Annotated in this window: 22 protein-coding genes; 8 read left to right on the top strand and 14 right to left on the bottom strand. The window is 47.7% G+C overall.

Annotated elements, in window-relative coordinates; translation table 11 throughout:
- Nucleotides 1–6: 6 nt before the first annotated feature.
- The 8 genes from H6570_01225 to H6570_01190 form a co-directional block, all read right to left on the bottom strand.
- Nucleotides 7–777, bottom strand: coding sequence for an SDR family oxidoreductase (locus tag H6570_01225; protein ID MCB9317876.1), 771 nt, complete (start codon nucleotides 775–777; stop codon nucleotides 7–9).
- The gene (locus H6570_01220; protein ID MCB9317875.1) at nucleotides 774–1,613 is read right to left on the bottom strand and encodes an SMP-30/gluconolactonase/LRE family protein; all 840 of its coding nucleotides are present in this window, start codon (nucleotides 1,611–1,613) and stop codon (nucleotides 774–776) included. The genes H6570_01225 and H6570_01220 overlap by 4 nt, the downstream gene beginning before the upstream one ends.
- Complete coding sequence (locus H6570_01215) at nucleotides 1,603–2,628, bottom strand: DUF4432 family protein (protein MCB9317874.1); 1,026 nt, start codon at nucleotides 2,626–2,628, stop codon at nucleotides 1,603–1,605. The genes H6570_01220 and H6570_01215 overlap by 11 nt, the downstream gene beginning before the upstream one ends.
- The gene (locus tag H6570_01210) at nucleotides 2,625–3,692 is read right to left on the bottom strand and encodes a mannonate dehydratase (GenBank protein ID MCB9317873.1); all 1,068 of its coding nucleotides are present in this window, start codon (nucleotides 3,690–3,692) and stop codon (nucleotides 2,625–2,627) included. The genes H6570_01215 and H6570_01210 overlap by 4 nt, the downstream gene beginning before the upstream one ends.
- A gap of 270 nt (nucleotides 3,693–3,962) precedes the next feature.
- Nucleotides 3,963–4,655 (bottom strand): hypothetical protein, encoded by a 693-nt coding sequence (locus tag H6570_01205; protein MCB9317872.1) that lies wholly within the window; start codon nucleotides 4,653–4,655, stop codon nucleotides 3,963–3,965.
- Between the two features lie 74 nt (nucleotides 4,656–4,729).
- Nucleotides 4,730–5,422 (bottom strand): hypothetical protein, encoded by a 693-nt coding sequence (locus H6570_01200; protein MCB9317871.1) that lies wholly within the window; start codon nucleotides 5,420–5,422, stop codon nucleotides 4,730–4,732.
- Between the two features lie 233 nt (nucleotides 5,423–5,655).
- Nucleotides 5,656–5,835, bottom strand: a complete 180-nt coding sequence (locus H6570_01195; GenBank protein ID MCB9317870.1) for a hypothetical protein — start codon at nucleotides 5,833–5,835, stop codon at nucleotides 5,656–5,658.
- Nucleotides 5,836–5,983: 148 nt separating this feature from the next.
- A complete protein-coding gene (locus H6570_01190; GenBank protein MCB9317869.1) occupies nucleotides 5,984–7,096 on the bottom strand; it encodes an AI-2E family transporter in 1,113 nt (370 codons plus the stop codon).
- A gap of 785 nt (nucleotides 7,097–7,881) precedes the next feature.
- Here H6570_01190 and H6570_01185 point away from each other — a divergent pair.
- Nucleotides 7,882–9,933, top strand: coding sequence for a CotH kinase family protein (locus H6570_01185; protein ID MCB9317868.1), 2,052 nt, complete (start codon nucleotides 7,882–7,884; stop codon nucleotides 9,931–9,933).
- Between the two features lie 427 nt (nucleotides 9,934–10,360).
- Here H6570_01185 and H6570_01180 read toward each other — a convergent pair whose 3' ends face one another.
- Nucleotides 10,361–12,592, bottom strand: a complete 2,232-nt coding sequence (locus tag H6570_01180) for a glycoside hydrolase family 92 protein (GenBank protein ID MCB9317867.1) — start codon at nucleotides 12,590–12,592, stop codon at nucleotides 10,361–10,363.
- A gap of 299 nt (nucleotides 12,593–12,891) precedes the next feature.
- On the opposite strand from H6570_01180, the gene H6570_01175 reads away from it, so the two are divergent.
- From H6570_01175 to H6570_01165, 3 genes are all read left to right on the top strand, one after another.
- The gene (locus H6570_01175) at nucleotides 12,892–13,185 is read left to right on the top strand and encodes a type II toxin-antitoxin system HigB family toxin (GenBank protein MCB9317866.1); all 294 of its coding nucleotides are present in this window, start codon (nucleotides 12,892–12,894) and stop codon (nucleotides 13,183–13,185) included.
- 3 nt (nucleotides 13,186–13,188) lie between these two features.
- Entirely contained in the window at nucleotides 13,189–13,545 is a 357-nt protein-coding gene (locus H6570_01170) for a helix-turn-helix domain-containing protein (GenBank protein MCB9317865.1), read from the top strand.
- Nucleotides 13,546–14,385: 840 nt separating this feature from the next.
- Nucleotides 14,386–15,879 carry a right-handed parallel beta-helix repeat-containing protein gene (locus H6570_01165; GenBank protein MCB9317864.1) on the top strand — a complete coding sequence of 498 codons (1,494 nt, stop codon included), beginning with the start codon at nucleotides 14,386–14,388 and terminating at the stop codon, nucleotides 15,877–15,879.
- A 94-nt stretch (nucleotides 15,880–15,973) separates the two neighbouring features.
- On the opposite strand, the gene H6570_01160 is transcribed toward H6570_01165, so the two are convergent.
- Entirely contained in the window at nucleotides 15,974–19,090 is a 3,117-nt protein-coding gene (locus H6570_01160) for a PD40 domain-containing protein (protein MCB9317863.1), read from the bottom strand.
- 137 nt (nucleotides 19,091–19,227) lie between these two features.
- Between H6570_01160 and H6570_01155 the strand changes: the two genes are divergently transcribed.
- On the top strand, nucleotides 19,228–20,172 hold the full coding sequence (locus H6570_01155) for a hypothetical protein (GenBank protein ID MCB9317862.1): 945 nt from the start codon (nucleotides 19,228–19,230) through the stop codon (nucleotides 20,170–20,172).
- A gap of 2 nt (nucleotides 20,173–20,174) precedes the next feature.
- On the opposite strand, the gene H6570_01150 is transcribed toward H6570_01155, so the two are convergent.
- Nucleotides 20,175–20,876 carry an SAM-dependent methyltransferase gene (locus H6570_01150; protein ID MCB9317861.1) on the bottom strand — a complete coding sequence of 234 codons (702 nt, stop codon included), beginning with the start codon at nucleotides 20,874–20,876 and terminating at the stop codon, nucleotides 20,175–20,177.
- A 141-nt stretch (nucleotides 20,877–21,017) separates the two neighbouring features.
- Between H6570_01150 and H6570_01145 the strand changes: the two genes are divergently transcribed.
- Together H6570_01145 and H6570_01140 are read left to right on the top strand one after the other, a co-directional pair.
- The gene (locus H6570_01145; protein MCB9317860.1) at nucleotides 21,018–21,581 is read left to right on the top strand and encodes a DinB family protein; all 564 of its coding nucleotides are present in this window, start codon (nucleotides 21,018–21,020) and stop codon (nucleotides 21,579–21,581) included.
- Nucleotides 21,582–21,676: 95 nt separating this feature from the next.
- Complete coding sequence (locus H6570_01140) at nucleotides 21,677–23,035, top strand: Nramp family divalent metal transporter (GenBank protein ID MCB9317859.1); 1,359 nt, start codon at nucleotides 21,677–21,679, stop codon at nucleotides 23,033–23,035.
- A gap of 24 nt (nucleotides 23,036–23,059) precedes the next feature.
- On the opposite strand, the gene H6570_01135 is transcribed toward H6570_01140, so the two are convergent.
- Entirely contained in the window at nucleotides 23,060–23,452 is a 393-nt protein-coding gene (locus H6570_01135) for a hypothetical protein (GenBank protein MCB9317858.1), read from the bottom strand.
- Between the two features lie 66 nt (nucleotides 23,453–23,518).
- A complete protein-coding gene (locus H6570_01130; protein MCB9317857.1) occupies nucleotides 23,519–23,941 on the bottom strand; it encodes a CBS domain-containing protein in 423 nt (140 codons plus the stop codon).
- A gap of 125 nt (nucleotides 23,942–24,066) precedes the next feature.
- Between H6570_01130 and H6570_01125 the strand changes: the two genes are divergently transcribed.
- Nucleotides 24,067–24,540, top strand: coding sequence for a hypothetical protein (locus H6570_01125; protein ID MCB9317856.1), 474 nt, complete (start codon nucleotides 24,067–24,069; stop codon nucleotides 24,538–24,540).
- A gap of 67 nt (nucleotides 24,541–24,607) precedes the next feature.
- Here H6570_01125 and H6570_01120 read toward each other — a convergent pair whose 3' ends face one another.
- Nucleotides 24,608–25,075 (bottom strand): hypothetical protein, encoded by a 468-nt coding sequence (locus H6570_01120; protein MCB9317855.1) that lies wholly within the window; start codon nucleotides 25,073–25,075, stop codon nucleotides 24,608–24,610.
- Between the last annotated feature and the right edge of the window lie 126 nt (nucleotides 25,076–25,201).

The following is a 25,201-nucleotide window of genomic DNA, read 5'->3' as shown; positions in this document are numbered from 1 at the left end:
TTTGAATTATTGGTCCTTTTGCTTGCTCCCGCCAATGGCGATGCCCAGTCCGCCATCGATCCGATAGGCTTGTCCGGTAGCAAACGAGGCATTTTCTCCGGCCAGGAAGACAATGAATGCGGCAACTTCCTTCGCTGAGCCGATCTTTTTCAGCAAATGCATGTCTTTGCACTCCTGTAGCACCGCAGCGGGATCCGGTGACTCCAGGATGGCATGCTGCAACATCGGCGTATCAATGGTTCCCGGACATACTGCCACACAGCGTATCTGAGGGGCGTAATCGATGGCTATGGTACGGGTCAATCCCAACAGGGCAGTTTTGGAAGTGGCATACGCGGCCACCTGATCCTGGCTGACGAAAGCCTGGACGCTGGCGACATTGATGATAACCCCGGAACCCTGGGCAACCATGCCCGGAAGAACCGCTTTACTCATCAAAAAGGCGCTCTTCAGGTTGCTGTTCATCACCTGATCCCACAATTCCTCACTGGTCTCCGTCACGGTACCATAGCGGTTGATGCCGGCATTGTTGACCAGTACATCGACCGATCCAAAAGCTGTGATCGCCTCCGCTACGGTACTCCTTACAGCTTCACTCTTCCCGACATCGCAATGATACATTTTGAGTGCATCGTGCTGCATGGCAGCCATAGCCGCATCATCGACATCCAGTCCGGATACGCGTGCTCCTTCCTCAAGAAATAATTCCGTAGCGGCCCGTCCGATGCCTTTGGCCGCCCCGGTGATCATGATGTGTCTTCCTCCAAATGCTTTCATAGGTGACATGGCAATTTAAGTCCTTTTACTCCAATATCAATCTTAGTCAGGTGCCACCGGCCCAGGTTGGCCGCGAAGAGCTGGTCGAAATGTGCTCCCCCGAAGGCGATGTTGGTTGGATTGGCCAAGGTGTGTCCCTCCCAGTCGTCAACCATGAGCCGTACCTTGCGGTCCGAAGTTATGCGGTATAGTTTATTAGGTGCATAGCAGGATACCCACAGACCACCATCGGCATCAAAAGCCATACCATCAGGAACGGTTTCCGGCAAGGTTGCGAATACTTCGCGATCCCCTGCAGAGCCATCCTCCAGAATACGGACACGTTCGATTCCCGGTAAGAAGGAACAGACGACATAGAGGTTTTCCTCCCGGGCGTCCAGGGTCATACCATTGGCAAAATTGAAAGGGCCATCATGCCATATCTCACCCTTTCCAGCAGGATCGAAGCGGAGTATTTTCCCGTTTACCTCCCGGAAGGCGCCGCTCTCTGAGACATACACGCTGCCATTCCGGTCAAAACATCCATAATTCGGAATCTGAAAATAATGCCCTGCAGCACCCTTTGCAAACAGGGTCAGTTCATACGTCCGGCAGTCCAGCCGCCACAGGCAGTTTTGTCCCAGATCGCAGACCAGCATCCAGCTGCAATCGGGGCTGAAGGCGATCCCCAGGATAAATCCACCGGTGGAGGCTACTATGGTGGGCTCACGCGTATCCGGGTCAATGCGATAGATCTGACCGGCCTCACCACCGGCCCACAGCGAGCCGTCCGGGTGCCAGGCAACACACTCGGCATGGTCCAGTCCATCCGCATAAATGCTCATTTTATCCATCATAAGCTTCGGTTGTTTTAACTTTAAATGCTTCCGCGCTAAGATTGGTCTTTATGGTTTGTCCGCCTTCGATCCGCAGCCATTTGCCGTCCCGGATGGCAGCTTCTGGCTCGTCTGTCCATCTTGCCGTCCACGGCTCCAACGCAAGCGTATAGCAATCGCCCCACCAGGGAAAGTCCTGGACGGCATTGCGTTCCTGCCACATCCACAAGGTTCGAAACAGGCTTCCATCCCAATGCAGTCTAAATCCAGCCCTTGCTGATCGCAATTCGTAATAAGCCTCCTGCGGATACCCCTCCAGGTAAGCCAGCTCACTGTACTCCCCCTCACCCCGCGCAGGTATCCGGCTGGCATCCAAAGGCTGGCCCTCCGTTCCGGAGGCCCTTGGCCAGTTGGATTTTTGCCCTGGCTTCAACCAGCGCAAAGCAGGCATGGCTTGTTCTGCTTCGATCGTTCTGGCATTGGTATGGAGCTGTATTCCCTGTTCGATGAAGGGTGCGCCAAAAGCGATGTGCTGGCCCCACATGATGTCCAGGGTGGACCGGCCGGTATTGGTAACCGATTCGCTTAGATGCAGAGCTGCTTCTCCACGATGCAATGCAAACCGGCGGTGTATTTTCAGCGGGAGCCGCAGTACCTCTGCGGTGCAGGTGACGGCGACGGTTTCAGGACCTTCTTCATCGATCCGGTATTGCCACGAGATCAGAGAAACTTCTCCGTGCTGACCCAGCGCTGCCCCCCGGTAGTTAAACGGTTGACTATTCGGCAGGCATACCTGCCATCCGCCATAATAATAATCTTCAAACTGGCTGCCCGTATCACGGATCTGGGAAAAGTGGCGGTTGGGATTACGGATTCCTTTCGATAACCGGAGCAAATAATCCTGCTTCAACGGCTTATAAAAGAATTCATAGATGTCGCTTCCGCGACCGGGTAGGATGCCTATCCGCAGATGATCGTTCTCCAATATGACCGCAGCCATGTCATCTATCCCGGATATGGAAAGCCTGCAACTCATGAGCGCTCCAGCGTTTGTATGACACCCCGCATGTAGCCCAGGGCAAATGCCATTCCGGCATGCCATCCCGACGCGGTACTCATCTCCGGTGTATGATCGGGTATCAGGACCCCTTCATAATTATTTTTTTTCAGGATCTGTATGATGCGAACCATATCCAGGTCCCCTTCATCGACAAATGCCTCACGATAATGGGGCACCTTCCCGATTACATTGCGGAAATGGATGTATCCGATGCGTCCATTTTTACTGTAGCGATCCACCAGGTCGTAAACATCACTATCCGGCATTTCCTGCAGGGTGCCCAGGCAACATTCAAAGCCACTAGCCGGGCTGGCGTTCACCTTGAATAATTTTTCATATTCCGATGGGGTGTAAAACAAGCGGGCGGTGCCACGTAACTCCGGCATGGGCGGATCATCGGGATGAGCGACCAGTCGCACATTATTCTCCTCGGCAACAGGCAGTAACACATCTAAGAAATATTGCAACCGTTGCCACATTTCTTCCCGGCTAGTACCGGGTACCGTAGCTCCCGGGATGGGGTCTGCATACGACATATTCCATACCATGCCGGCGGGAATGGGTATAGACAGATCTATCTTATCCGCATCAAAAACCACGGAGTTGGCGTCACCGCGACCGACCGGAGCCAGTTTCCACCCCCACACACCAGCCAGGCTGAAATAATAGCCGAGGATAGGAATGCCCAGTTTGCCCATGTTACGGATCAGCTGCTTGATGCCTTCCAGCTGCTGGACCTTATGTGGGCCGTCGAGCAGGACATCGTACCAATGGGAAGGATCCAGGTTTTCGATGGCTTCGAGGGTCAGTCCATGGGAGGCAATGTCTTTTTGCAGGGCTGCGAGCATTTCATACGTCCAGGGCCTATCCTGGTTACGGGTCTCGCCCCAGCCGCGGTGGTAATCGTTGGTGAGGCGCGGGTTATCACCCCGGATGTAATCGACCAGCTGGGCCACGATGTGGGTGGCGCCCGTCTGGCGGGCAAATGCGAAGTTCTTCGCGGTGAGGGTGCTTTTATAAAGTCCTAATCCTAGTTTCATTGCTGCAACGCCTTCTCTATCCGTATAACCATTATACAGGACCAAAGACTGGTCCGATGGTGCGCTCTCGTACACCTGCCGGCTACAGGATAATCCAAAGTTCCTAAACTTTGTACAAACATATGAACTTATCAATGAAAAAATTCCAGGAAAGCCTACAAGTCCTCAAAGCCAGCACAACAGGATTATTAGAAAAATGCCGGATATTGAAGGGATCCAAATGCCGTTATTGAAATTGATAATTTAAGAAATCTACGTCGAATCATATCATTAACTTGTCCTATTAAATTCCATAAATTCAATTCCTCTCAAATCTTGTGTTAGTAAATAATTATAAAAAGGTTCAGACACAATCCATCTAGATGTGCCTAAATATTCGATAAAATGAATATTGTCCTTCATCACTGTATGTACAATCTGTAGATCAAGTAATTCATTCTTTTTACGGAATAATTTCTTGTGCTCAATAAAATTTCCAAAGCTATTAATAGTCTCCAAATAATCTTGTTCGACTATTCCAGATTTTCTATCCACAATTGCATATGTGGATGCATCAAAGTCAACAACATCATCAATAGATTCTAAAGAAAAAACTACCATATAAAAAGGAGCTATTTCACCTTTAAAGATCAAATTTGCAGAGTATATATATAAATGTTCAATAGCACCAAAATCAACAAGTGCAGTATATAATCTCTGTGAAATAACGACAGAATAGTTCATTATTGGAGGACTAAAATTCAAAAATTCAGGCAAAATCAATTCCCAATATTCTTCCTTTTCAAATGACCACAATGTTAAATATTCAAGAACCTTTACATGGATAGGGTCATCCAAATTTCTTATTTTTTCTAATACATCTTTAGTATCACTCTGATATTTGATCCTAACACGAGGCATAGCCAATTTATTACCCTCTTTACTTAAAAATCCGGATGAAGTAGAAATTTCAAAGTATTTCATTTTCTATTTGCAATAATTTGATTCACATCTTTTGTTCTCAAGATTACATATTTAAATTTATATATATTTATTTATTAAAAGGCATTATGAAATTCCGTAAATTCTAACCCCTCAAAATTCAATTTTATTAAATCGAGATACAGAGGCTCCGATATCAACCAGGTTGAAAAACGAAAGAATTCTAAAAAATGCATATTATCTTTAATTTTTGCCATCTCAATGTTCAACATGTATGATGAATTCGCCCTAAAAACTTTTTCACTATGACTTATAAAATCATCAAGACAATCAATTGGTTCAGAATAAATAGAAATTAATTTTTCTTCATCGGTATCAAAAATACAGAATTTCGTACTTTTGAAATCAATAACAAAGTCTACGAATGAAATTCTGAATACGACCAAATAATAAGGTATTATTTGATTACGATAAATTAAATTAGCATTGTAGAATGACACATATTCTTCGTAAATATAAGGTAATATAGCTTTGTATAATTTATCAGATATTGCAATGGAATACAATATTGGCTGATCACTAAAGGTCAATAAATCTGGCAACATCCATTCCCAATATTCCTTTCTTTCAAATGACCAGAGAGACAAGAACTCTAATGGTGGCAATTCTTCCGGATTAATTCCTTTTTTAATACCATCTAGCACTTGAAATGTGTTACTCTGAACCTTTATTTGTACTCGGGGAATTGTAATTTCTATTCCCTTTGAATTAAATCCTGATAAAGCCTCACTTATTTCATAATATTTCATGATGGTACAGATTAGTATACAATAGTATTATTAAAATCTTTGAGCCCCAATATCACATTGTTTTCAATTTTCCTGTTTGCCCTCCCAATCAAGTCCAAAATATTTTTAAACATAATATCATTTGATTCATCTGTATTAAGAATCTTATTTAAAGCAGAATCCATATTTATGCCAAATTTAGGTTGATTACCATTTCCATTAATATCCAATTCATGGCCAGTAACATCTGAAGCTTATATTTTCCTTTGGACTAACATACCTTTTTCTTCTCCAGCAAATTCAAAACGCAATTCCGGTCTTTTTGCATCATATAACAAATCTTGAAGTTCAGGAAGATAACCCAATACATTTTTTGGAATCACATGATGTGCCTCCCATAGACCTGAACCAAATACATCCTTAGTGATAGCCAAATGTTTGAAAAATGACAAGCGCCAATCACCCTGAAAATTTACTTCCTAGGATGAATTATATCTTGGATAAGATTGGAACCATAATCCATAGATAACTACTTCTCGGATTCTCACGGTTTGTCACTTCCTTCCATTCAAAATTCAACATTCAACCCTCCACATTTCCATTTCCACCCCCTATCTTCTGCACGATCTTGAACTCACTCAGAAATACCCTGGCAAAGACACGGATCACGATGTAACTTGGGATGGCAAGCACCATGCCTACGATACCGCCCAGCTTGCCGCCCAGCAGAATGACCAGAAAAATCTCCAGTGGGTGTGCTTTTACGCTCTTAGAGAAAATAAGTGGTTGGAGGAGCATATTATCGGTCAACTGCATCACGGCAAAGACAGCAGCAACCTTGACCAGCAGTGAAAAAAGGTCCGGATAAAAAGGCAGGCTGATGTAGGTTGACGCCGTAAGCAGGATGCCAAAAATGGCGCCGATCAGTGGGCCCAGATAGGGGATCACATTGATGACAGCAGCAAAAAATCCAATGAGCAACGCATTCTTAATACCAAAAATGCTCAGTCCGGTGAATACGATGATGGTGATACAGGTAATTTGCAACAGGATTCCCGCGAAATAACGACGTAACATCTGCGTGGTCTCGGTCACGGTACTCTCCATGCGGGTTTCGTACTCACGGGGCGTCAGGGCAACGATAAAATTGATGAACAACCGGTCTTCCCGCAGGAAAAAGAAAAGAATAAATGCAACGGCAAACAAACCAAAAAGAAAGCTGCTCGCCGCTCCCAGTATAGAACTCACCCAGTCTCCAATGCGGGCAAAGGGGAAATAGCGCTGTACTGTATCGGTAATGGATTGCCGCCCCAGGCCTTCTTCATAGTTGATTCCCATGCGACCCAGCCACTTCTGAAAGGCCACAAAAGGCTCTTCCAGCCGGCCGATCACGGCATAGATATCCACATTGGCCAGATTCGAAGCCTGGGTCAGAATCGGAGGTACCAGGATCAGGACCAGCAGCACCACCACAGCCAGTAAAGCCAGCATGGTCAGCAACGCCGCGACCGAGTTTCCCCACGAGCGGTGACTGAGTTTCAGCCTGTTCATAAAAAACCGGTATACCGGCTGGGTGATCATAGCCAGAACCCAGGCGATCAGCACATACGTGACAATATCGCTGAACAGATAAGTCACCGCCGCCACAAAGAGGATGACGCCGATGATGAAGGCATATCGATTATTCCATTTCATGTCTGAATATACATATTTAGGTGTTGTGGTAATGTGGTGTTTGTGGTTTTGTGGTTTTGTGGTGTTATGGGGTTATGGTGTTGTGGTGTTGTGGTTTTGTGGTGTTGTGGTGATATAGTGTTATGGAATTTTGGTTTTGGGGGAAGGGTAAAGGAGGTTATATGATGAGACTGCTCTGGAGAAGGAATAAGAGCCGTAGGCTCGTACTGTAAAATAGCAGCGGATTTCAATCCGCTGAAAAAGAATTCAAGGCAACCGAGTGCCGTAGGTACGACCCATTTCACGTTTCCTCTTTTATATGGATCGTGCCTTTGGCACTCATCTTATTGAAAATTTCCACCAGTGGATTGAAATCCGCTGCTACCAGATGCCACCGAGCCTCCGGCTCTTTACCCACGGTGTTATGGGGTTGTGGGGTTGTGGTGTTGTGGTTTTGTGGTGTTGTGGGGTTATGGTTTTGTGGTTTTGTGGGGTTGTGGTGTTGTGGGGTTGTGGGGAAGGGTAAAGGGGGTTATATGGTGAACCTGCTCCGGAAAAGGAATAAGAGCCGTAGGCTCGTACTGTAAAATAGCAGCGGATTTCAATCCGCTGAAAAAGAATTCAAGGCAACCGAGTGCCGTAGGTACGACCCATTTCACGTTTCCTCTTTTATATGGATCGTGCCTTTGGCACTCAACTGATTGAAAATTTTCACCAACGGATAAAAGCTTCATCATCGCATGACTCCAACGTCAATATCCCGCCAAAGTCCTATCTTTCATCAGACGGTCAAATATTGAAGTACCATGATCTTTCGATTTATCATAATTCTGCTAGCGCTTGTGCCATTCAAGGGCATCACCCAATCCCTGACAAGCAGTAATCTGCCCATCTTCATCATCACGACCGATAAAGATCCCGTCACGGGAGTGCCGCGGGAAATTCCCGACGAACCCAAAATCCTGGGATCCATGAAGATCATATTTCATGAAGACGGCACCCGTAACTGGCTTACCGATCAGGCGGAAGACCAATACCTGAATTACGATGGACGCATCAAGATTGAGATTCGCGGATCCTCATCGCAGGTATTGCCGAAAAAGGCCTATGGTTTTACTACCCTGAAGAACGATGATGACTCGAACAATAATGTGGAGCTCCTGGGCATGCCCAAGGAAAACGACTGGGTGCTAAATGGGCTGGCCTTTGACTCCTCCATGGTAAGAGACATCCTGTCCTATGACCTGGCTCGTGCCATGGGACAATACGCACCACGGGGACAGTATTGTGAAGTGATCATCAACAACGACTACAAAGGGGTCTACCTCCTATTGGAAAAGATCAAAGTGGATGAAGGACGAGTTAACATTCTCAAGATGGATGAAGAAGATGTAAACTATCCGAATGTAACTGGTGGGTATATCACCAAGGCAGACAAAACGACCGGTGGCGATCCGGTGGCCTGGAGCATGGGCTCCTCAACGGGCAATGCTATTGATTTTATCCATGAGTCTCCTAAACCAGAGGACATCCGGTCTCAGCAGAATGACTACATCAAAAATCAGTTCTTAACCTTACACGCCACCAGCAATACCCACAATGCAAGCCCGGAGGATGGCTATCCTGCCATCATCGATGTGCCCAGCTTTATCGACTTCATGCTGATTAACGAGCTGACGGCAAATGTCGACGGCTACACCTTCAGCACCTTTTATCATAAAGACCGGCTGGGAAAATTGCGGGCGGGACCTGTGTGGGACTTTAATCTGACCTTTGGCAATGACTTGTTCTTCTGGAGCCTCGATCGCAGCCATACCGACGCCTGGCAGTTTGACAATGGAGACAACACCGGTCCTTTTTTCTGGAAGAACCTCTACGATGATCCGGCATTTCACTGTTACCTGTCCCAATCCTGGCAATCCTTAACCAGTCCCGGTGGCGCCTTGAATGCGGATGTCATCCAGGCCCATATTGACAGCCTAGCAGCAGTGATCGCAGAAGCCCAGGTACGGGAACAAGCCCGCTGGCACACCGTTGGAACCTGGCTCGACCAGCAAGCTGCCATGAAGTCCTGGTTACAGGCACGCATAGACTGGATGGACGAACGCCTGGCCGACACCGGACCCTGTCTTGATCACCAACTACCGAACCTGGTCATTTCCCGCATCCATTACCATCCGGAAGATGCCGGTGACGTGGATGGCGACGACCTGGAATTTATCGCTATAACCAATCAGGATGCGCAACCGGCAGACCTTACCGGTATTTATTTTCTGAATCTCGGTGTGAATTATGTCTTCCCAGCCGGTGCCACGCTGGCTCCCGGAGAACTCATTTATCTGGCCAGCAATTCGCATGCATTTACCGCTTATTATGGCTTCCAGCCGTTTGGAGAATTTTCCCGTAACCTTTCCAATAAATCCTTCGATCTGGTATTGGCAGATGCATTTGGCAATCAAATCGACGAGGTGCATTATTATGATTCCGATCCCTGGCCGGAAGAAGCCGATGGGGACGGTCCCTATCTGCAATTGATCGATCCCTCTGCCGATAATAATAGGGCGGAAAACTGGGAAGCCTCCAGCGGACCCGTGAGTGCGATAACTGAGGTTGCTGGAGAAGCCGGAATAATGTTGTATCCTAATCCTGCCAATAATAGTTTGATGATTTTCAGCCCGGCAATTGCCATCCATACCGTGCAGGTATTGGATTTGACCGGTCGTACGCTGCTTCTTCAGGAATTACCCGGAACTTCCGAAGTTCCCCTTTCACTCGAGGGAATACCTGGTGGTGTTTATTGGGTTAAGATCAAAACAGAGTCGGATCACTTGATTATGAAGAAATTGGTCAAATTTTAAGGCGATTTAGGATTACTTGCAGGCACCCGAATTCCTATCTAGTATCCTCCTGATCAACTTCTTCACATCTTATCATCCCGACCGACTTGCTATCTCCCTGTCATGTCGATCAACGTCCTCTCTCCTAGTTTCCTCACCAACTTACTTTTATATTGTAATCCCGACGAACTAATTCACACCATCACATCGACCGTCTCGTTCTCTCTTCTTCATCTCGACCGACTTACTTTTATATTGTCATCCCGACGAACTACTTCAAAAAATCACATCGGCAGACTCCCTCTCTCTTCGTCATCTCGACCGACTTACTCCCACCCTGTCATCTCGACCGACCGAAGGGAGTGGAGAGATCCCGGGATCCCAGGATCATTCCAGTCATTCCCCTGGATAATAATTGCGACACCAGGCGACCTATGAAGTCATCAGACTATTCCATCTTAGGTTCATGGCTCATCTGAAATACCAATTCGCCACCATTCATCAATTCCTGATGGCTGAAGAACATCTTCTCCAGTGGCTTGCCATTCAGGGTGACTGACTGAATGTATTTATTCTGCAGATTATTATTCTTCGCCGTGATGTGGAATGACTTGCCTCCGGGCAAATGGATCGTCGCATCATCCACCAGGGGGCGGCCAATCGCATAAACCGGATCTCCCGGACATACCTGGTAAAACCCCAGAGCGCTCAGCACATACCAGGCACTCATCTGTCCGCAATCTTCATTCCCCACAATGCCGTCGATGGTTGGAGCGTACAAAGTGGTCAGGATGGTATCGACAATCTCCTGTGTCTTCCAGGGCTGACCGAGGTAATCGTAGAGGTAGGCAATGTGATGACTGGGTTCATTGCCATGGGCATACTGCCCGATCAGGCCGGTGATGTCCGCAGATGCATTGGCACCTTCAATCTCCGAACTCACCGAAAACAGCGAATCCAGCTTATTTATGAATACCTGGTCTCCTCCCATCAATTGCGCATAAGCCTGCACATCGTGTGGGACAAACCAGGACCATTGCCAGGCATTTCCTTCAGTAAAATCACCCTGATCGTGTTGCGAATAGCGAGGACTGAAGGGTACCCGCCACTGTCCATTGGACAATTTGCCGCGCATGAATCCTGTCTGGGGATCGAAATACAGCTGGTAATATTTGGCACGCCGGTCGTAAACCGCCGCCAGGGAGTCCCGCCCCAGTTTATGCGCAACCTGAGCAATGCACCAGTCGTAATAGGCACACTCCAACCCGTAAGAGACCGACTCACCCACGGAGTCAACCGGGACAAATTGATTCTTTTCGATAAAGTGAATGTGTTTCGACATGACTCCCCGCGCTCCCGGCTCCGGGATATTGGCCAGGCGTTCCGGATGATAGGTTGAAGCGATCTGCAATGCTTCCAGGGCTTGATTCCAGTTGATACCAGGCAGGTCTTTTGCCAGCGCATCGGCCAGGATCGCTGCCGCAGGGTAACCCACCATGGTGCCGGTATAGTTTGCCACCAGCGGCCACTTGGGCAAAAGTCCCCCTTCGTCGTATTTCAAAACCAGATTTTCCGCCCAGGCAGCTGCGCGCTCAGGCTGAACGATGGTCATCAGTGGGTACCAGGCCCGGAAGACATCCCACAGCGAATACACCGTATAATTTGTAAATCCTTCCGCCTGATGAATCTGCTTATCCATGCCACGATAGCGTCCGTCCACATCCTGGTATTCCTGGGGCGCCAGCATGGAATGATACAATGCCGTATAGAAGTTTTTCATCACCGATTCCGTTGCACTTACTTCAACGACTGCCAGCGCTTTCCGCCAGTTATTTTCTGCCTGAGTACGTACAGCATCAAACGAGCTTTGTCCTTCCGCCTGCCAGTTCTTTTCTGCACCGGCTTCATCCACCCCACTGATTCCCACCTGCAATTCCACCTCAGAGACATCCTCTGGAAACTCCAGGTGTGCCCAAAGCTGAGCACCAGACATATTTTTTTCTACGGGGATCTGCATACTATCCCGGTAGGCAGTTAAAATCTTAAAGGGGACGCTGCTGTGGAGGTAGAAATAACATTTTTCATCGTACGCCCAGCCGGTGGACTGGCGCATACCTCTTATCGTCTGCGAATCAATGATCTCCAACGAATCGGCGATACTCTTGCGTCCCCACATCTCATGCAGTGAATGACTCAGATCAAGCAAAATCCTGGGTGTCACCCCCTGATCCCAGGTATAGCGGTGATAACCCACATGGTCTGTAGTGGTCAGTTCTGCAGTGACCGGAAAGTTATCAAACCGGACCTGGTAATATCCCGGATGCGCTTCTTCCTGTTCATGACGAAAAGTAGCGACAGGAGCCATTGCGGAGTCATCGGCATAGGGTAAAATAAGCACGTCGCCCAGGTCTCCAATACCCGTACCGCTGAGATGGGTGTGGGAGAAACCCAGGATCGTCGTATCAGATGCATGATAACCGCTGCAGGCGTCCCAGCCGTTGATGCGGGTGTCCGGGCTGAGTTGTACAGCGCCAAAAGGCAGGGTTACGCCCGGATAGGTATGCCCGTGAAATCCGGTACCGATCATGGGATCCACATAAGTCAGGACATCCAAGGTCGGCGCCTCTTGTTTGCAACCAATTGCCATCAACAAGATTACCGGGAGGAGCAGTCGTTTCATGATGTTAATATGTTTGGGTGGGCATTAAAGATACGGAATCGGGCACTGCAGATGTGCTGTTTTGGATAGTTGTTCGAACGTGCAGGGGTAATATTGGTTTTGTGGTTTTGTGGTTTTGTGGTCTTATGGGGTTGTGGGATTGTGGGGTTGTGGATATATGGTCTTGTGGGTTTGTGGGTTTGTGGGTTTGTGGTTTGAAATTGTAGCGTTGTTTATCTATATCTGTTTGTTGTCATCAATATCTTAGAGATAGAGTTACCCAATTGGGAACTTCTATGTACCTTTAGTTGTAAAAGATCTTGAGAGTATTATCAAAGAAGATACTACGCGAGTTTTGGACAAAGCATGGTGATGCAGAACAGCAGTTGAAAGCATGGTTTGAGGAAGTGGAGAAAGGACAGTGGGACATACCTGAAAAGATCGTGGAGGACTTCCCTAATGCAAGGATAATACCTGAAAACAGAGTGATCTTCAATATAAGAGGGAATAGATATCGACTAATTGTTAAAGTAAACTACAAATACGGGATGATCTGGATAAGATACATTGGTACTCATCAAGAATATGATAAAATTGATCCGATAAATATATAAACTATGAGACTGAAGCCTATTAGAACGGAAGAGGACTATGACAAGGCATTAGCCAGATTAGAAGATATATTTGATGCTGAACCAGGAACAAAGGATGGAGATGAGTTGGAAATACTAGCTATGTTGATTGAAGACTATGAAGATAAGCACTATCCAATTGGCCCACCACATCCTATTGAAGCCATAAAATTCAGGATGGAACAAATGGGAATGAAACAACAAGATCTGGCTAAAATACTGGGACACAAGAGTCGGGCAAGCGAAATTTTAAATAAAAAGCGCAAATTAACATTAGAGATGATCCGCAAATTAAACAAAGAATTAAAAATCCCTACTGAAGTGCTTGTTCAAGAATACTGATGACAATATGGCGCGATAACGACCATCCCGCCTAACAGAGTTAAGCCCAATTAAGAATATTAAACAATCTAAAAAAATCATAACAAAGGTGATATGAATCAGGGCGGGACGGCGTATGCGCCCTAAACGAAAGGAGTCGGTGTGGCCCCTAAATCTAAAATCTCAAATCATTTAATCTTAAATCCCCAGGGTGTCCGAGCGGATTAAAATTGGAGCGTTGTTTATCTGTTTATCTGTATGAAAGGGTCGGGGTGGCCCCTAAATCTGAAATCCCAAATCATTTAATCTTAAATCCACAGGGTGTCCGAGCGGATTAAAATTGGAGCGTTGTGTATATGTTAATCTGTATCAAGGAGTCGGGGTGGCCCCTAAATCTAAAATCTTAAATCATTTAATCTTAAATCCCCAGGGTGTCAGTGCGGATTAAAATTGGAGCGTTGTGTATATGTTTATCTGTATGAAGGAGTCGGGGTGGCCCCTAAATCTGAAATCTCAAATCATTTAATCTTAAATCCCCAGGGTGTCAGTGCGGATTAAAATTGGAGCGTTGTGTATATGTATGAAGGAGTCGGGATGCCCCCAAATCTAAAATCTCAAATCAATTAATCTTAAATCCCCAGGGTGTCCGAGCGGATTAAAATTGGAGCGTTGTTTTTCTGTATATCTGTTTGAAAGGTGTCGGGGTGGCCCCTAAATCTGAATTCTTAAATCAATTAATCTTAAATCTGCCAGACCTTTTCGTTAAATCAACGACCCGATATACCGCACGATACCATCTCATCGTTCTAAATGCATTCCCGCATGTCCTGAAGCATTCTGTCCAAATCAAACAACAAAACGATGAGAACACTGATACTCGGGACATTCCTGTGCTTCGCCTCTACCCTCTCAGCTACAGCCTATTATGTTAAGCAATCGGGCAATGACAACCTCGACGGCACCTCTCCGGAGACCGCATGGCTTTCGATGCAACACGCAGCCGATGTCGTGCAGCCCGGTGATATTGTTTTGGTCGGTGATGGTCAGTACAGCGGATTTGATCTGCGTACTTCCGGTACAGCTCAAAAGCCCATCACCTTCCGGGCCGATGGTGAATCGGTCATCATCAACCAGCCTAACGGTAAAACCAACGATGGCATCAACATCGAAAACGCCGATTACGTGATCCTGGAAGGATTTCGGGTCCATGATCAGCCCCGCAACGGCATCCGGCTCGTCCTGGCAAATCATTGTACCGTCCGCAATTGTATCTGCACCAACAACTACGAGCGGGGCATCTTCACCGGTTTTACGGATGACCTGCTGCTTGAACACAACACCTGCTCAGGCTCCATCGATGAGCATGGCATCTACGTCTCCAACAGCAGCGACAGGGCGATCATCCGATACAATACCTGCTTCAACAACAATGCTTCCGGCATCCAGATCAATGCCGACGCCACCCAGGGAGGTGACGGCATCAGTTCTAATCCCAAGATTTATGGAAACATCCTTTATGGAAACGGGTCGGCCGGAGGAGCTGCTATCAACCTGGACGGCGTGCAGGGAGCGGAAATATTCAACAACCTGATTTACGAGAACCACGCCACCGGCATTGCCTTGTTTACGATTGATGGGGGTGGTCCCTCCACCGGGGCAAGCATCTATCATAACACCATCGTTCAGGCCAGTGATGGTCGCTGGTGCATCCTGCTCAACGACGGCGCTACCGGGGCCACCGTGGCTAATAACATATTGTTCAATAAGCATTCGTTTCGTGGAGCTATCGCAGTATCCCGGGAGTCGTTTCCCAATCTGCGTTCCGATTACAACGTAGTGGTCGACGCCATGAGCGATGAGGCAGGAGACAGTCAGGTCAGTTTGTTTGAATGGCAGGTGCTGGGTTTCGATAAACACAGCCGGTTGGCAGCCACCCTGGACGAGCTGTTTGTCAATGCCGCCGGAGCGGACTATCATTTATCCGCCACCTCTAAAGCAATCGATGCCGGAGATGCAACTTATGCGAATGATCACGATCTCGAAGGAAATGCCCGTCCTATGGGTTTGGCGCCGGATGCAGGATGTTACGAATCTGCAGCTTCATCCAGTGCCCGTCACCTGACAGAGATCCCCGAACTGATCGTGATGCAGGAGACCGGAATCATCTCCTGGCAAAATATACCGGAAGGTTCCAGACTGCATGTGTTTGATCTGACCGGCCGTTCCTGGTGCTATCTAAACCCGATCCACACCGGAGCATTTACCTGGTCGGTCCCTCAGGCATCACCCTTCTACTTTGCCTACCAGATCCAGGACCCGCAGGGACATGTATCAGCTGGTTGGATAAGGAATTAGGGGAGAGAGGTTAGATTTTAGATTGGGGATTTCAGATTTCAGATTTTTCTGCTTCAATCTCAAATCTGAAATCTGAAGTCTCAAAATCTCAAACCTAATTTCCCAACTGTTTCATCACCTCTTCGATGGCGCGGTCCAGCTGGGGATCTTTGCCTTCAACCCGATCTGCAAACGTGTTCCGCACATAGATATCTGGAGCGACTCCTGTTTTTTCAAGGTCTTTTCCGTCCAATGTGTAGCAACCCCAGGAGGGTAACCGGTAGAATGAGCCATCCACCAGTCCTTTGCCAGAGGTAAAGATGATCCACCGGTACGTCTCGGTGCCGATGATTTTCCCTAACCCCAGTTGTTTGAACCCTGCTGAAGTCATTTCTGCATCGCTGAGGCTCTGCTGATTGACCAGCAGGACCATCGGTTTGGCAGCCGGCGCAAAGTTGGATTGCTGGGTTAGCTGACCACCCCGGTATTTCCATTGGAGATAGGGTTTCTGGCTCAGGAAGCGCAATACATCGTCATGCACATTACCCCCGGTGTTGTAGCGCAAGTCAAGGATCAAAGCATCCCGGTGCGCCCCCTCACTGACCATATCCTTCATGAATTTCTCCAGCTCTCCCCCGCCCATGTTTTTCATATAGACGTATGCGATCCGTTTATTACTCTGCAGGTCAACCCGGTGTTGGTTGTTATCAATCCACTCATCGTACAACTCATTGCGAATGGAGAAATAATTTACCGGATCCAGTTTGACTTGGATGGTATCGTGGCCGCGAAGGAAAGTCAGGGAGCATTCATCCGGGAGGGAAGGCCTGACGAAATACGATTCCCGGTTATGTGATGCATTAATGGCATTGCCGTCGATGGCGATTAACCGATCTCCGGACTGCAAGGGTGCAGCCAATCCATCGGCCGGGCTGTTCCTGACTATCCGTTCCACTACATAGGGATCTGTCTGTGAAAATTCAATGCCGGTCGCCATCGTGGAAGTCTCGTAATAAGTATCTTCTTCGTCGCCAAAACTGCTGAAGCCAAAATGGGAGGTGTTCAATTCCCCCAGAAGGTCATTGATCAGCCGCCGTAAATCACCGCGTGTATTAACATATGGTAAAAAAGCAGCATATTTATCGCGCAGTCCCGGCCAATCTTTCCCATGAAAGTTTTCATCGTAGTAATTCTGTTCCAGGTTGGCCCAGGTTTCAAAAAACATCTGACGGAATTCACCGGCCAGATTGCGCTGGAAGGTATAATCGATATCCAGTTTTTTAGTCTTATTGCCTCCTAAATCCAGGGTGAACAAATTGCCGCGAATCAAAGCATAATAATCGTCCTTTACCCGCCGGACATCCAGACCAAATGTATTTGCCCCATCAATTTTTTCCGTTTTGGTCTTTTCAAATGGCTCCATCACCATTTTCCAGATGGAAGCGTCCCCTTCGCTTTGATTGGAAATAAATAATATGGTCGTCTTGTCCTTATCTTGGAAAACCAGGGGTGAGGTCTGGCTGCCAAATGTGGGGCCTATCGACTCTATCCGCTCCATCAGATCCACATTGTCAATGACAACCACCGGCTTTCCGGTATCCTTCTTTTGCAAGGAATCAGGAAGGAACAGGTCGCGGTTCTTATCGGAAGAAAAGGGTTCTTGTATTTTCACCAGCGGCATGCGGAACAGATCCGGATCATCGAGCCCATACGGATAGGCCGGCTTAAATGGGTTTCCGTAATAATAAATGTATTTGCCATCAGGGCTCCAGTGGCCGCCGGTTTCGGTGACTGCGGTATTCGTCAGGTTACGGACCGATTTATCCGACACATGATATACGAAGAGGTCGCGTTCGAAGTTCCGGTAGGCTTCAAATAGAATCCATTGATCATCCGGACTATAGTGGGCGGGGCTCTGATACAATTCCCAGAATTCATCGCGGACTAACAAGGTTGATTTCATGGTCGTCAGGTCCAGCTCACGGAGTTCATCCCTTCCGGAAAAATAAACAGCTTTCGTCCGATCACTGTTAAAGGTCAGCGTCTGGTTGTTATTGACATCACGGGTAATCTGCGTGGCTTGCGTCGATCCATCTGCAGGTAGGGTAAACCAATTCTGATAGCCGGCCACCGTTTGGTTGAACAGGATGGTCAGGTTGTCTTTCAACCAATGCACTTCGGAAACCCGGCCATCCACAGCCGTTTTGAGCTGGCCCACAAATTTTCCTTTATTATCCGACACGAACAGCTCACCACGGGACACAAAGGCAATTTTCTTATTATCCGGGGAAACATCGAAGTCACTGATCCGGTTCTGGACTTTAAAATCCTGTGGCTGATCCAATTCGGAGTATTGGGGCAGATTAAAAGTAAGCTTGCGTGCGCGACCGGAAGCTACATCGTAGATCCAAAGCTGGTAATCTTTCTCACCGGCAATGACCTGTCCATTGGCGCTGACCTGAATGTGGTACCAGGAGCTGCCATCCCGGGTTAACCGTTTCACCGCATCATTGGCTTGCAACTGGTAGATGTTGTATTCTCCATTATCCCGGTCGCTGACGAAGTAGACCGCTCCATTCCGGTCTATGGTCGTTCCAAAATCCTTGCCCTCCCAATCGGTGTGCTCCTGATAGGTCCTGGTATCTGGTTGATAGGATTTCAGATCCGGATTATGTGCTCCTTTATAACCTTTCCGGTGTTCAAAGGCACTGGATTCCCAGCTCTCATTGAACCACATGGCTCCCGTCTTGGGGTGAAAACAAATGTTGTGAATGGTGTTGAAATAATTGGCATACAGCCGTTCGGGAGTACCGCCCTTCAGTGCCACCTTATAGGCTGTGATGCGGTTGCTCCGGGAAGAAGTGAAATAGATTTCGGTGTTATCCCACGACCAGGACTCCATCTGATCGGCAGCGGTATGAAAAGTCAGCTGCTTGATGTCGCCGCCGGAGGCCGGCATTACATAGATGTCATCATTACCGGTGGGGCTGGCGGAAAAAGCGATCCATTTACCGTCGGGGGAAATACGTGGCCGGGTCTCCTTGCCGGGGATAGCGGTAAGCCGGACCGCTTCTCCACCATGGACAGGAATTTTCCAGAGATCATCCTGATAACTGAACACCAGATACGTGCCATCCGGGCTCGGAGCCGGGAATTCAGCGAAATAAGGTGCTTCCTGAGCAAACATAGAGGTGAAACCGGTCAGCGAGACCGCGAGGACAAACCATTTCATAGATCGGATTGAGATTTATAGTACACTTACAAATGTAAACATTAATTGAAAGCGTATGCGGTTGATGGACTGTGTGTTGTTCTTGGAGAATTAAGCGAAATCATCTATTTTATACTAGATCTCAAACAATTCAAACAATGAAACGGCTGAATTACCTGATACTTCCTATCCTGTACATCGGAATAATAAATGGCTTAAGCGCTCAGGCCATACCACTGGTCGAGGTGGTTCATTTCCCTTTGATCAACTCACTGGAGGATTCTCTTCAGCATGTTGAAGACCTGATTGCCGAAAATGCTCCATTTGCCGGAGCTGATGGCATTTATTCATTTGGTGGATTTAGCGGTTTCAACCAAACGTCCTATGATAGTTCCTTAATCCGGTCCCTGACCATCCCGGAACTGGCCGATACATCGTTCGGCATTTCATTGGAATTTAAGCTGGACACCCTGGATCAGATCTTCCATCCCATTGTAGTTTTGGGTTTGAGCTACCGGTATTTGAGTATCGGTACCAGTTATAATCAATTTACCGGGATGGATTATTATTACGTCAATCTAAACAACGGCTCGATAATATCGAATATTCCGGTTTCGCCGGATGTTGATGTATGGCACCAGCTTTTTATATACCACAGCAGAACCCGGGCTACGACATGGTTTTTCCTGGATGGTGCCGCGGTCGACACGGTATCCGGGACCCTCGAGGACGGCGGCTTTGATTACAATCTCTCCAATTCCGATTTCGGAGGTGCTTTTGCCTATCGAGGTTATTGGCGGCATTTGCGGATCTTCAGGTCGGATGTTTCTTCTTCCCGTATTCTGGAAAATGGACCTGCAGGGCAGTTCACGGTAAGTCCGAATCCAGTTCATTCAAACCGGATCGTCCGGATCAGGTCTGACTTTGCAGGTCCTGTAAAGTTGGAATGCATTGGGATAAACGGCCAAAAATATTTTGAGAAATTCCTCCCACCGGGACCACAAAACCTTGAAATCCGGGACATCCCCGGGGGAATCAGCGTATGGCGCATAGGCAATAACCAGCAAGGATACCTGTCTCGCCTGCTGATTTGTCCTTATTAAGATTACAACAGCTTCCCTATCACGAATACACACAGTTGTTTGTGTAAGTCCGGATGGGTCTCGTTCTTCCATGCCTGAACGGGCTGCGAGCGCACCCACCCTCCGGGTAAGCCCAGATTGACAGCCAGGCAAAGTCCGGTCGTTGCTGATAAACCCTCCAGGAATGCCTGGTACAGTGCCACATTGCGATATGGCGCCTCGATAAACAGATGTGCAGTTTGATGGCGGTCAGTCTCCCTGGCCAGGCTCTGGATAGCCTGGAGTAATGCAGGTCTCTTGGCAGGAAGATAACCATGGAAACGAAAATCCTGACCATTCATCCCGGAGCCCATCATCGCCAGCATCAGTGATGAAGGACCGGGTAAAGGCATAACCTGTATCCCCATCCGGTGTGCCGCCGCCACTATAAATCCACCCGGGTCCGCCACACCCGGCAACCCCGACTCGCTCATCAGGCCGATGTCGTGACCGGCCCGGGCAGGAGCCAGCAACAGCATGGGATCCTGGCGCTGGTGCTTGTCCAGTTCAAAAAAGGTGATCCGGTCGATATCAATGTCCGGATCAAAAGCTTTCAGGGTCCGGCGGGCGGTACGCACCTGCTCGACGATAAAATAATCCAGGGTCCGGTAGTATTCGATCACCACCGGAGGCATCCATGCCGGATCCGCCACCCCAATCGGAACAGGAAGTAAGATCAGTGCCATAACGCTAAGATAAGGGATGTCTGAATGCCCGGGAAATACAACGCAGAGCCATTATAAATCGTTATTATCATTGAGGCTCTGTTACACTCTACGGTAAGAAATTACTGGCTTTTTGCTTATCTTCCTAACCAATTGCCGCGTATGACCCCTGCCAATGATCTCCTCAGCCATGCCGAACAATTAATTCAAAACCAAACCGAATTACTCACCTGGCAAGTTCATGATGACGAACGCCTCAACCGGAGGCCGGAATCTGATCAGTGGAGCTTGTACGAAATTGTCGATCACCTGGACAAAGTAAACCGTTCATATTTTGATCAACTGGAACAGGTTACCTTGGGTAATGGTCAGGAATTACGTGGATTCCGAAGGTGGTGGGGCAACACGATGGGAAAGTTTATACTCAAAAGCGTCCAGCCAGAAAATACCAGGAAAGTCAAGACCTTTCCGGTCTGGACCCCTTCCACCATCACCTACCAGAAAGAAGTATTCAGCCATTTTGTGAACTCCCAGCAAAAAATGATCGGTTTCATGAAATGCAGTGGTGAAGCCGTTGCAAAACAAATAAGTATAACCTCTCCGGCCAACCGCCGGCTCTATTATCCGCTGGGCCTTGCCTTCCAGATCATCACCGACCATCAGTTACGGCATATCTTTCAGGGTAAGCGAATCTTGCTCCATTTCCAAAACGTAATCGAGTCTTAAGGAAATCCACAGCAGTCCGGCAGAATTCGATGTTGTCGGTGCAGGCACATTTCGTATCTTCAATGGACGTGTAAATGCCTGAAACCAAATAACGAATGACCGATCATATCACTGATCCCTACCGGCTGGATATCCAGCAAATCAAAGCCCCCCCGATCCATTTACTCAGCCGGTTAAAGCAATTGGGACCAGGTTTTATCCTCTCGGCCATCATCGTCGGTTCCGGAGAACTCATTGCTACCACCAGCCTTGGTGCCAAAGCCGGTTTCGTGACCTTCTGGGTTATTCTGGTCAGCTGCGGAGTGAAAGTCGCGGTCCAGATGGAACTTGCCAAGCAGGCCATCATCACCGGTGAGACGGCGATGCAATCCTTCCAGCTCCTTCCCGGGCCGCGTATTGGCAAGGTCCGTTGGAGTGTGGCCGGTTATTTTTACCTGGCCCTGATCAAAATGTTCCAGGTGGGTGGCATTATCGGCGGAGTTGGCATTGTGTTGAATATGATCTTTCCATGGCTGTCAGTCACCTATTGGGTTTTGGTCATGGCGGTAGTGGTAGCCCTGATGGTTTACCGGGGTTATTACGGATACATCGAAAAATTCGCGCTCGTCCTTATCGCATTGTTTACCATATTTACCTTTACCTCACTTTATTTCATCCAGGCTACGCCCTACGCCATCCACTGGTCTGATATCTGGTCCGGACTCCAGGGTCATCTTCCAAACAATACAGTTTGGTATGCCATCGCTGCCTTTGGGATCACCGGCGTAGGAGGTGAAGAGATCATCTATTATACCTACTGGTGCCTGGAGAAAGGATATGCCCGCTTTACCGGACCTCGCGATGACTCTGCAGGCTGGGAGACACGAGCTAAGGGATGGATCAAAGTGATGAAGCTGGATGCTTTGCTGGCTATGGTATTCTATACTGGCGTAACAGCATCATTTTACCTGCTCGGTGCTGCCGTATTGCATCAAAGGGGTGAAATTCCGGAAGGATTTCAGATGATCGAGATCCTTTCAGGGATGTACACTGAAACGGTGGGTCCGGGAGCCAAACTGATCTTTCTGGTTGGGGCTTTCATCGTTTTGTTCAGCACCTTGTTCGGGGCACTGGCCGCCTGGGCCCGGCAATACAGCGACGTTTTCGGGCAATACGGCTGGATCAATTTTTTCGACATGGAACAACGACGCCGCTCCATCGCCTGGTTGTCATGGATCTTTCCACTGACATGGGCTCTTCTGTTTCTCACCATCAAGATGCCTGTACTGATGGTAATGAGTGGGGGTATCGCCGGATCACTGATGTTGTTGATCGTAGTGTATGCAGCCATTCATTTCCGTCTCAGGAGGACACCAGATGCCTTTCGTCCTTCGAGGGGATATGACATTTACCTCATCCTCAGCATCCTCGGGATTCTGGGTGTCAGTGCCTATGGGATTTTTCAACTCCTCTGAGAATATCTCTGGCTTGCCAACCTGTTAATCGATACGCTCAGTAATGGTGCCGTAGCTTAACTCGTCATTGGTTTGCAAGCCTTTCTCATTCTGTTCTTTGAGGGTCCAGTGGTCGGTAGCAGTGGTTTGCAGCCACAGGTTGCGTGACTTCCGGAACACCTGAACGTGGAGTCCATATTGATGATCAAAGATGGTCTCCAACTTCTTGACCGGCATATCTCCCTGAATCTCCAGATCGCCTTCTTCGTGATTGGACCGGATATCTCCGATCATTACCCGGTCATCAATGATGGCCTTTTGGGGTGACCCTTCTCCGGCTTCATGATGTTCTTTGTAGAATTCAATTTTTAACCCGGGGAATTTTTTGGAAAATGCCTGCTTGATTTCCTGGATGGCAATGTCATCTTTGATCCACATGTGATTGCGAATTTGGTTAGTCAATGTAAATCACACCTCCTGCTAAAGCTGCTTAACGTATGCCCGTCAGTGCTTATAGTCTTCCAGATGGATCTTCTCCTTGGATAAAGCAATGATCAGGTCGTGGGTGGTGATCAATCCTACCAACTCTCCTTTATCGACTACCGGCAGTGCATGAAAGCGGTTCAGGGTGAAGAGGTCTATGGCAATTTGAATCCGGTCATCCGGAGACAACTTGGCCAATTTTGTGGTCATCACCTGCTTAGCATCGATTTTAGCGAGATCCGCCTCCTTACCTACCCCTTTCTGGTAAGCAAGAAAGTCGGTCTTGGAAATCATTCCTTTTATCTCTTTGAAGTGAACCACCGGAATGTGGTGGATATTATGGTCATCAAAAATCTTCTTTACTTCATTCAAACCATCTCCTTCTCCTACGGTAATAAGATCTTTAGCCATAAATTCTGAAACTGGTAAAAGTACGTTCATCATGATCCGATTTTTATTCTATTATAAATTACAACCAAATTCGCGTACAGAGGTTATGATCTGAATCATAATTTCATATGATCATACCATAGTCTGACAAAATCTCCCAGGGCGGTTATTTTTGTGCTATGAATCGCATCCAGGCACGAACTATTTGGACAATTGAAATGATCGGATGGACCTTCGCCGGCGTTTTGATGCTTCTGATACTATTACCGATCACGAAAAAGATCTATCAATTTCCGTTCCTCTTTAGCAATCTTTGGTTCATTGGCGTGTTTATAACGCTGGTTCGGTGGTTATTCTTACTTCCATATTCATTTTTCGCTCGTGTTCAATGGCTGAAAGCCCTGATGATGGTCGGGTGCATACCCTTGTTTCTCTACACATTGAGGCAGTTCAAGGCATTCAATGAATACATCAATGACGAAGGCCTGCAATCATTTATGTACCATCTGACCAACATGGGGCAGGAATCTATGGAGCCCTACATTCGGTCCGAGATGACCTTTTTTGCCGTCGCGACTTTAATGACCACGGTCGTTTTTTTCTTTCGACTCCTCATATCAATCTGGAGGTATCACAACAAGGGCACCGTCTGAAATCCTGAACGATACCAATAAAAAAAGGTGCCCCAGGACACCTTTCTCTTTCATTAGCTTTATGCTGCTACTTCCAGCTGCTGTAAATCTTCCTGTTCCAGCTTTTGGGGTCTCTCATAAACGACCACTTTCCGTTGGCTTTAAGCCAAACCCCGGGCTTTATTTTGTACTGCGCAATGTATTGTTGTATTTCGGTATACAACGCCTGACTGGTCGTTTCTTCATCTCCTGTGCTCCCTTCAGAACCTCCGTCGTCTGGTGCTGGCGTTGTAGGTTTGTTGCTGTCCGCCGCTTCTTCCAGTAATTCACGGCAGCGTTCTTCATTCTCGTCGCAATCGGCCCTTTCGCGCGATCCATCATCTTTAGTAGGCCCCAATACGACCGGGCCCTGACCATGACCATTTCTATTCGAGAGGTAAATGGTACCGTTCGGATAATGGGTGTTTCCGGTGCTTGGATCATACTCCTGACCCCAGGCCAGAGTAAACACTGAAATGAACAAACTGGTTAAAGCAAGTCTGCAAAGTGGTTTCATCATCCTTGATTATGGTTATGCAATCTTCAAATCAAAGTCTTTTGTCTGAACAAAGACTTCATTTTTATCCCTCCAAAAATGTTGTTTATCCTGGTCTGAAAACATCGCCTAAAAGGATGATTTTCT

Source organism: Lewinellaceae bacterium (genome assembly GCA_020636135.1).
GTDB lineage: Bacteria > Bacteroidota > Bacteroidia > Chitinophagales > Saprospiraceae > JAGQXC01.
This window is presented reverse-complemented; position numbering and strand designations above follow the sequence as displayed.

Excerpts from the sequence above, each read along its gene's own strand:
- H6570_01165 (MCB9317864.1), top strand. The coding sequence starts at position 14,386 with ATGAGAACACTGATACTCGGGACATTCCTGTGCTTCGCCTCTACCCTC.
- H6570_01210 (MCB9317873.1), bottom strand. The coding sequence starts at position 3,692 with ATGAAACTAGGATTAGGACTTTATAAAAGCACCCTCACCGCGAAGAAC.
- H6570_01185 (MCB9317868.1), top strand. The coding sequence starts at position 7,882 with ATGATCTTTCGATTTATCATAATTCTGCTAGCGCTTGTGCCATTCAAG.
- H6570_01150 (MCB9317861.1), bottom strand. The coding sequence starts at position 20,876 with ATGGCACTGATCTTACTTCCTGTTCCGATTGGGGTGGCGGATCCGGCA.
- H6570_01120 (MCB9317855.1), bottom strand. The coding sequence starts at position 25,075 with ATGAAACCACTTTGCAGACTTGCTTTAACCAGTTTGTTCATTTCAGTG.
- H6570_01200 (MCB9317871.1), bottom strand. The coding sequence starts at position 5,422 with ATGAAATATTATGAAATAAGTGAGGCTTTATCAGGATTTAATTCAAAG.
- H6570_01140 (MCB9317859.1), top strand. The coding sequence starts at position 21,677 with ATGACCGATCATATCACTGATCCCTACCGGCTGGATATCCAGCAAATC.
- H6570_01215 (MCB9317874.1), bottom strand. The coding sequence starts at position 2,628 with ATGAGTTGCAGGCTTTCCATATCCGGGATAGATGACATGGCTGCGGTC.
- H6570_01155 (MCB9317862.1), top strand. The coding sequence starts at position 19,228 with ATGAAACGGCTGAATTACCTGATACTTCCTATCCTGTACATCGGAATA.
- H6570_01130 (MCB9317857.1), bottom strand. The coding sequence starts at position 23,941 with ATGATGAACGTACTTTTACCAGTTTCAGAATTTATGGCTAAAGATCTT.
- H6570_01160 (MCB9317863.1), bottom strand. The coding sequence starts at position 19,090 with ATGAAATGGTTTGTCCTCGCGGTCTCGCTGACCGGTTTCACCTCTATG.
- H6570_01220 (MCB9317875.1), bottom strand. The coding sequence starts at position 1,613 with ATGATGGATAAAATGAGCATTTATGCGGATGGACTGGACCATGCCGAG.
- H6570_01190 (MCB9317869.1), bottom strand. The coding sequence starts at position 7,096 with ATGAAATGGAATAATCGATATGCCTTCATCATCGGCGTCATCCTCTTT.
- H6570_01145 (MCB9317860.1), top strand. The coding sequence starts at position 21,018 with ATGACCCCTGCCAATGATCTCCTCAGCCATGCCGAACAATTAATTCAA.
- H6570_01170 (MCB9317865.1), top strand. The coding sequence starts at position 13,189 with ATGAGACTGAAGCCTATTAGAACGGAAGAGGACTATGACAAGGCATTA.
- H6570_01205 (MCB9317872.1), bottom strand. The coding sequence starts at position 4,655 with ATGAAATACTTTGAAATTTCTACTTCATCCGGATTTTTAAGTAAAGAG.
- H6570_01125 (MCB9317856.1), top strand. The coding sequence starts at position 24,067 with ATGAATCGCATCCAGGCACGAACTATTTGGACAATTGAAATGATCGGA.
- H6570_01180 (MCB9317867.1), bottom strand. The coding sequence starts at position 12,592 with ATGAAACGACTGCTCCTCCCGGTAATCTTGTTGATGGCAATTGGTTGC.
- H6570_01225 (MCB9317876.1), bottom strand. The coding sequence starts at position 777 with ATGAAAGCATTTGGAGGAAGACACATCATGATCACCGGGGCGGCCAAA.
- H6570_01135 (MCB9317858.1), bottom strand. The coding sequence starts at position 23,452 with ATGTGGATCAAAGATGACATTGCCATCCAGGAAATCAAGCAGGCATTT.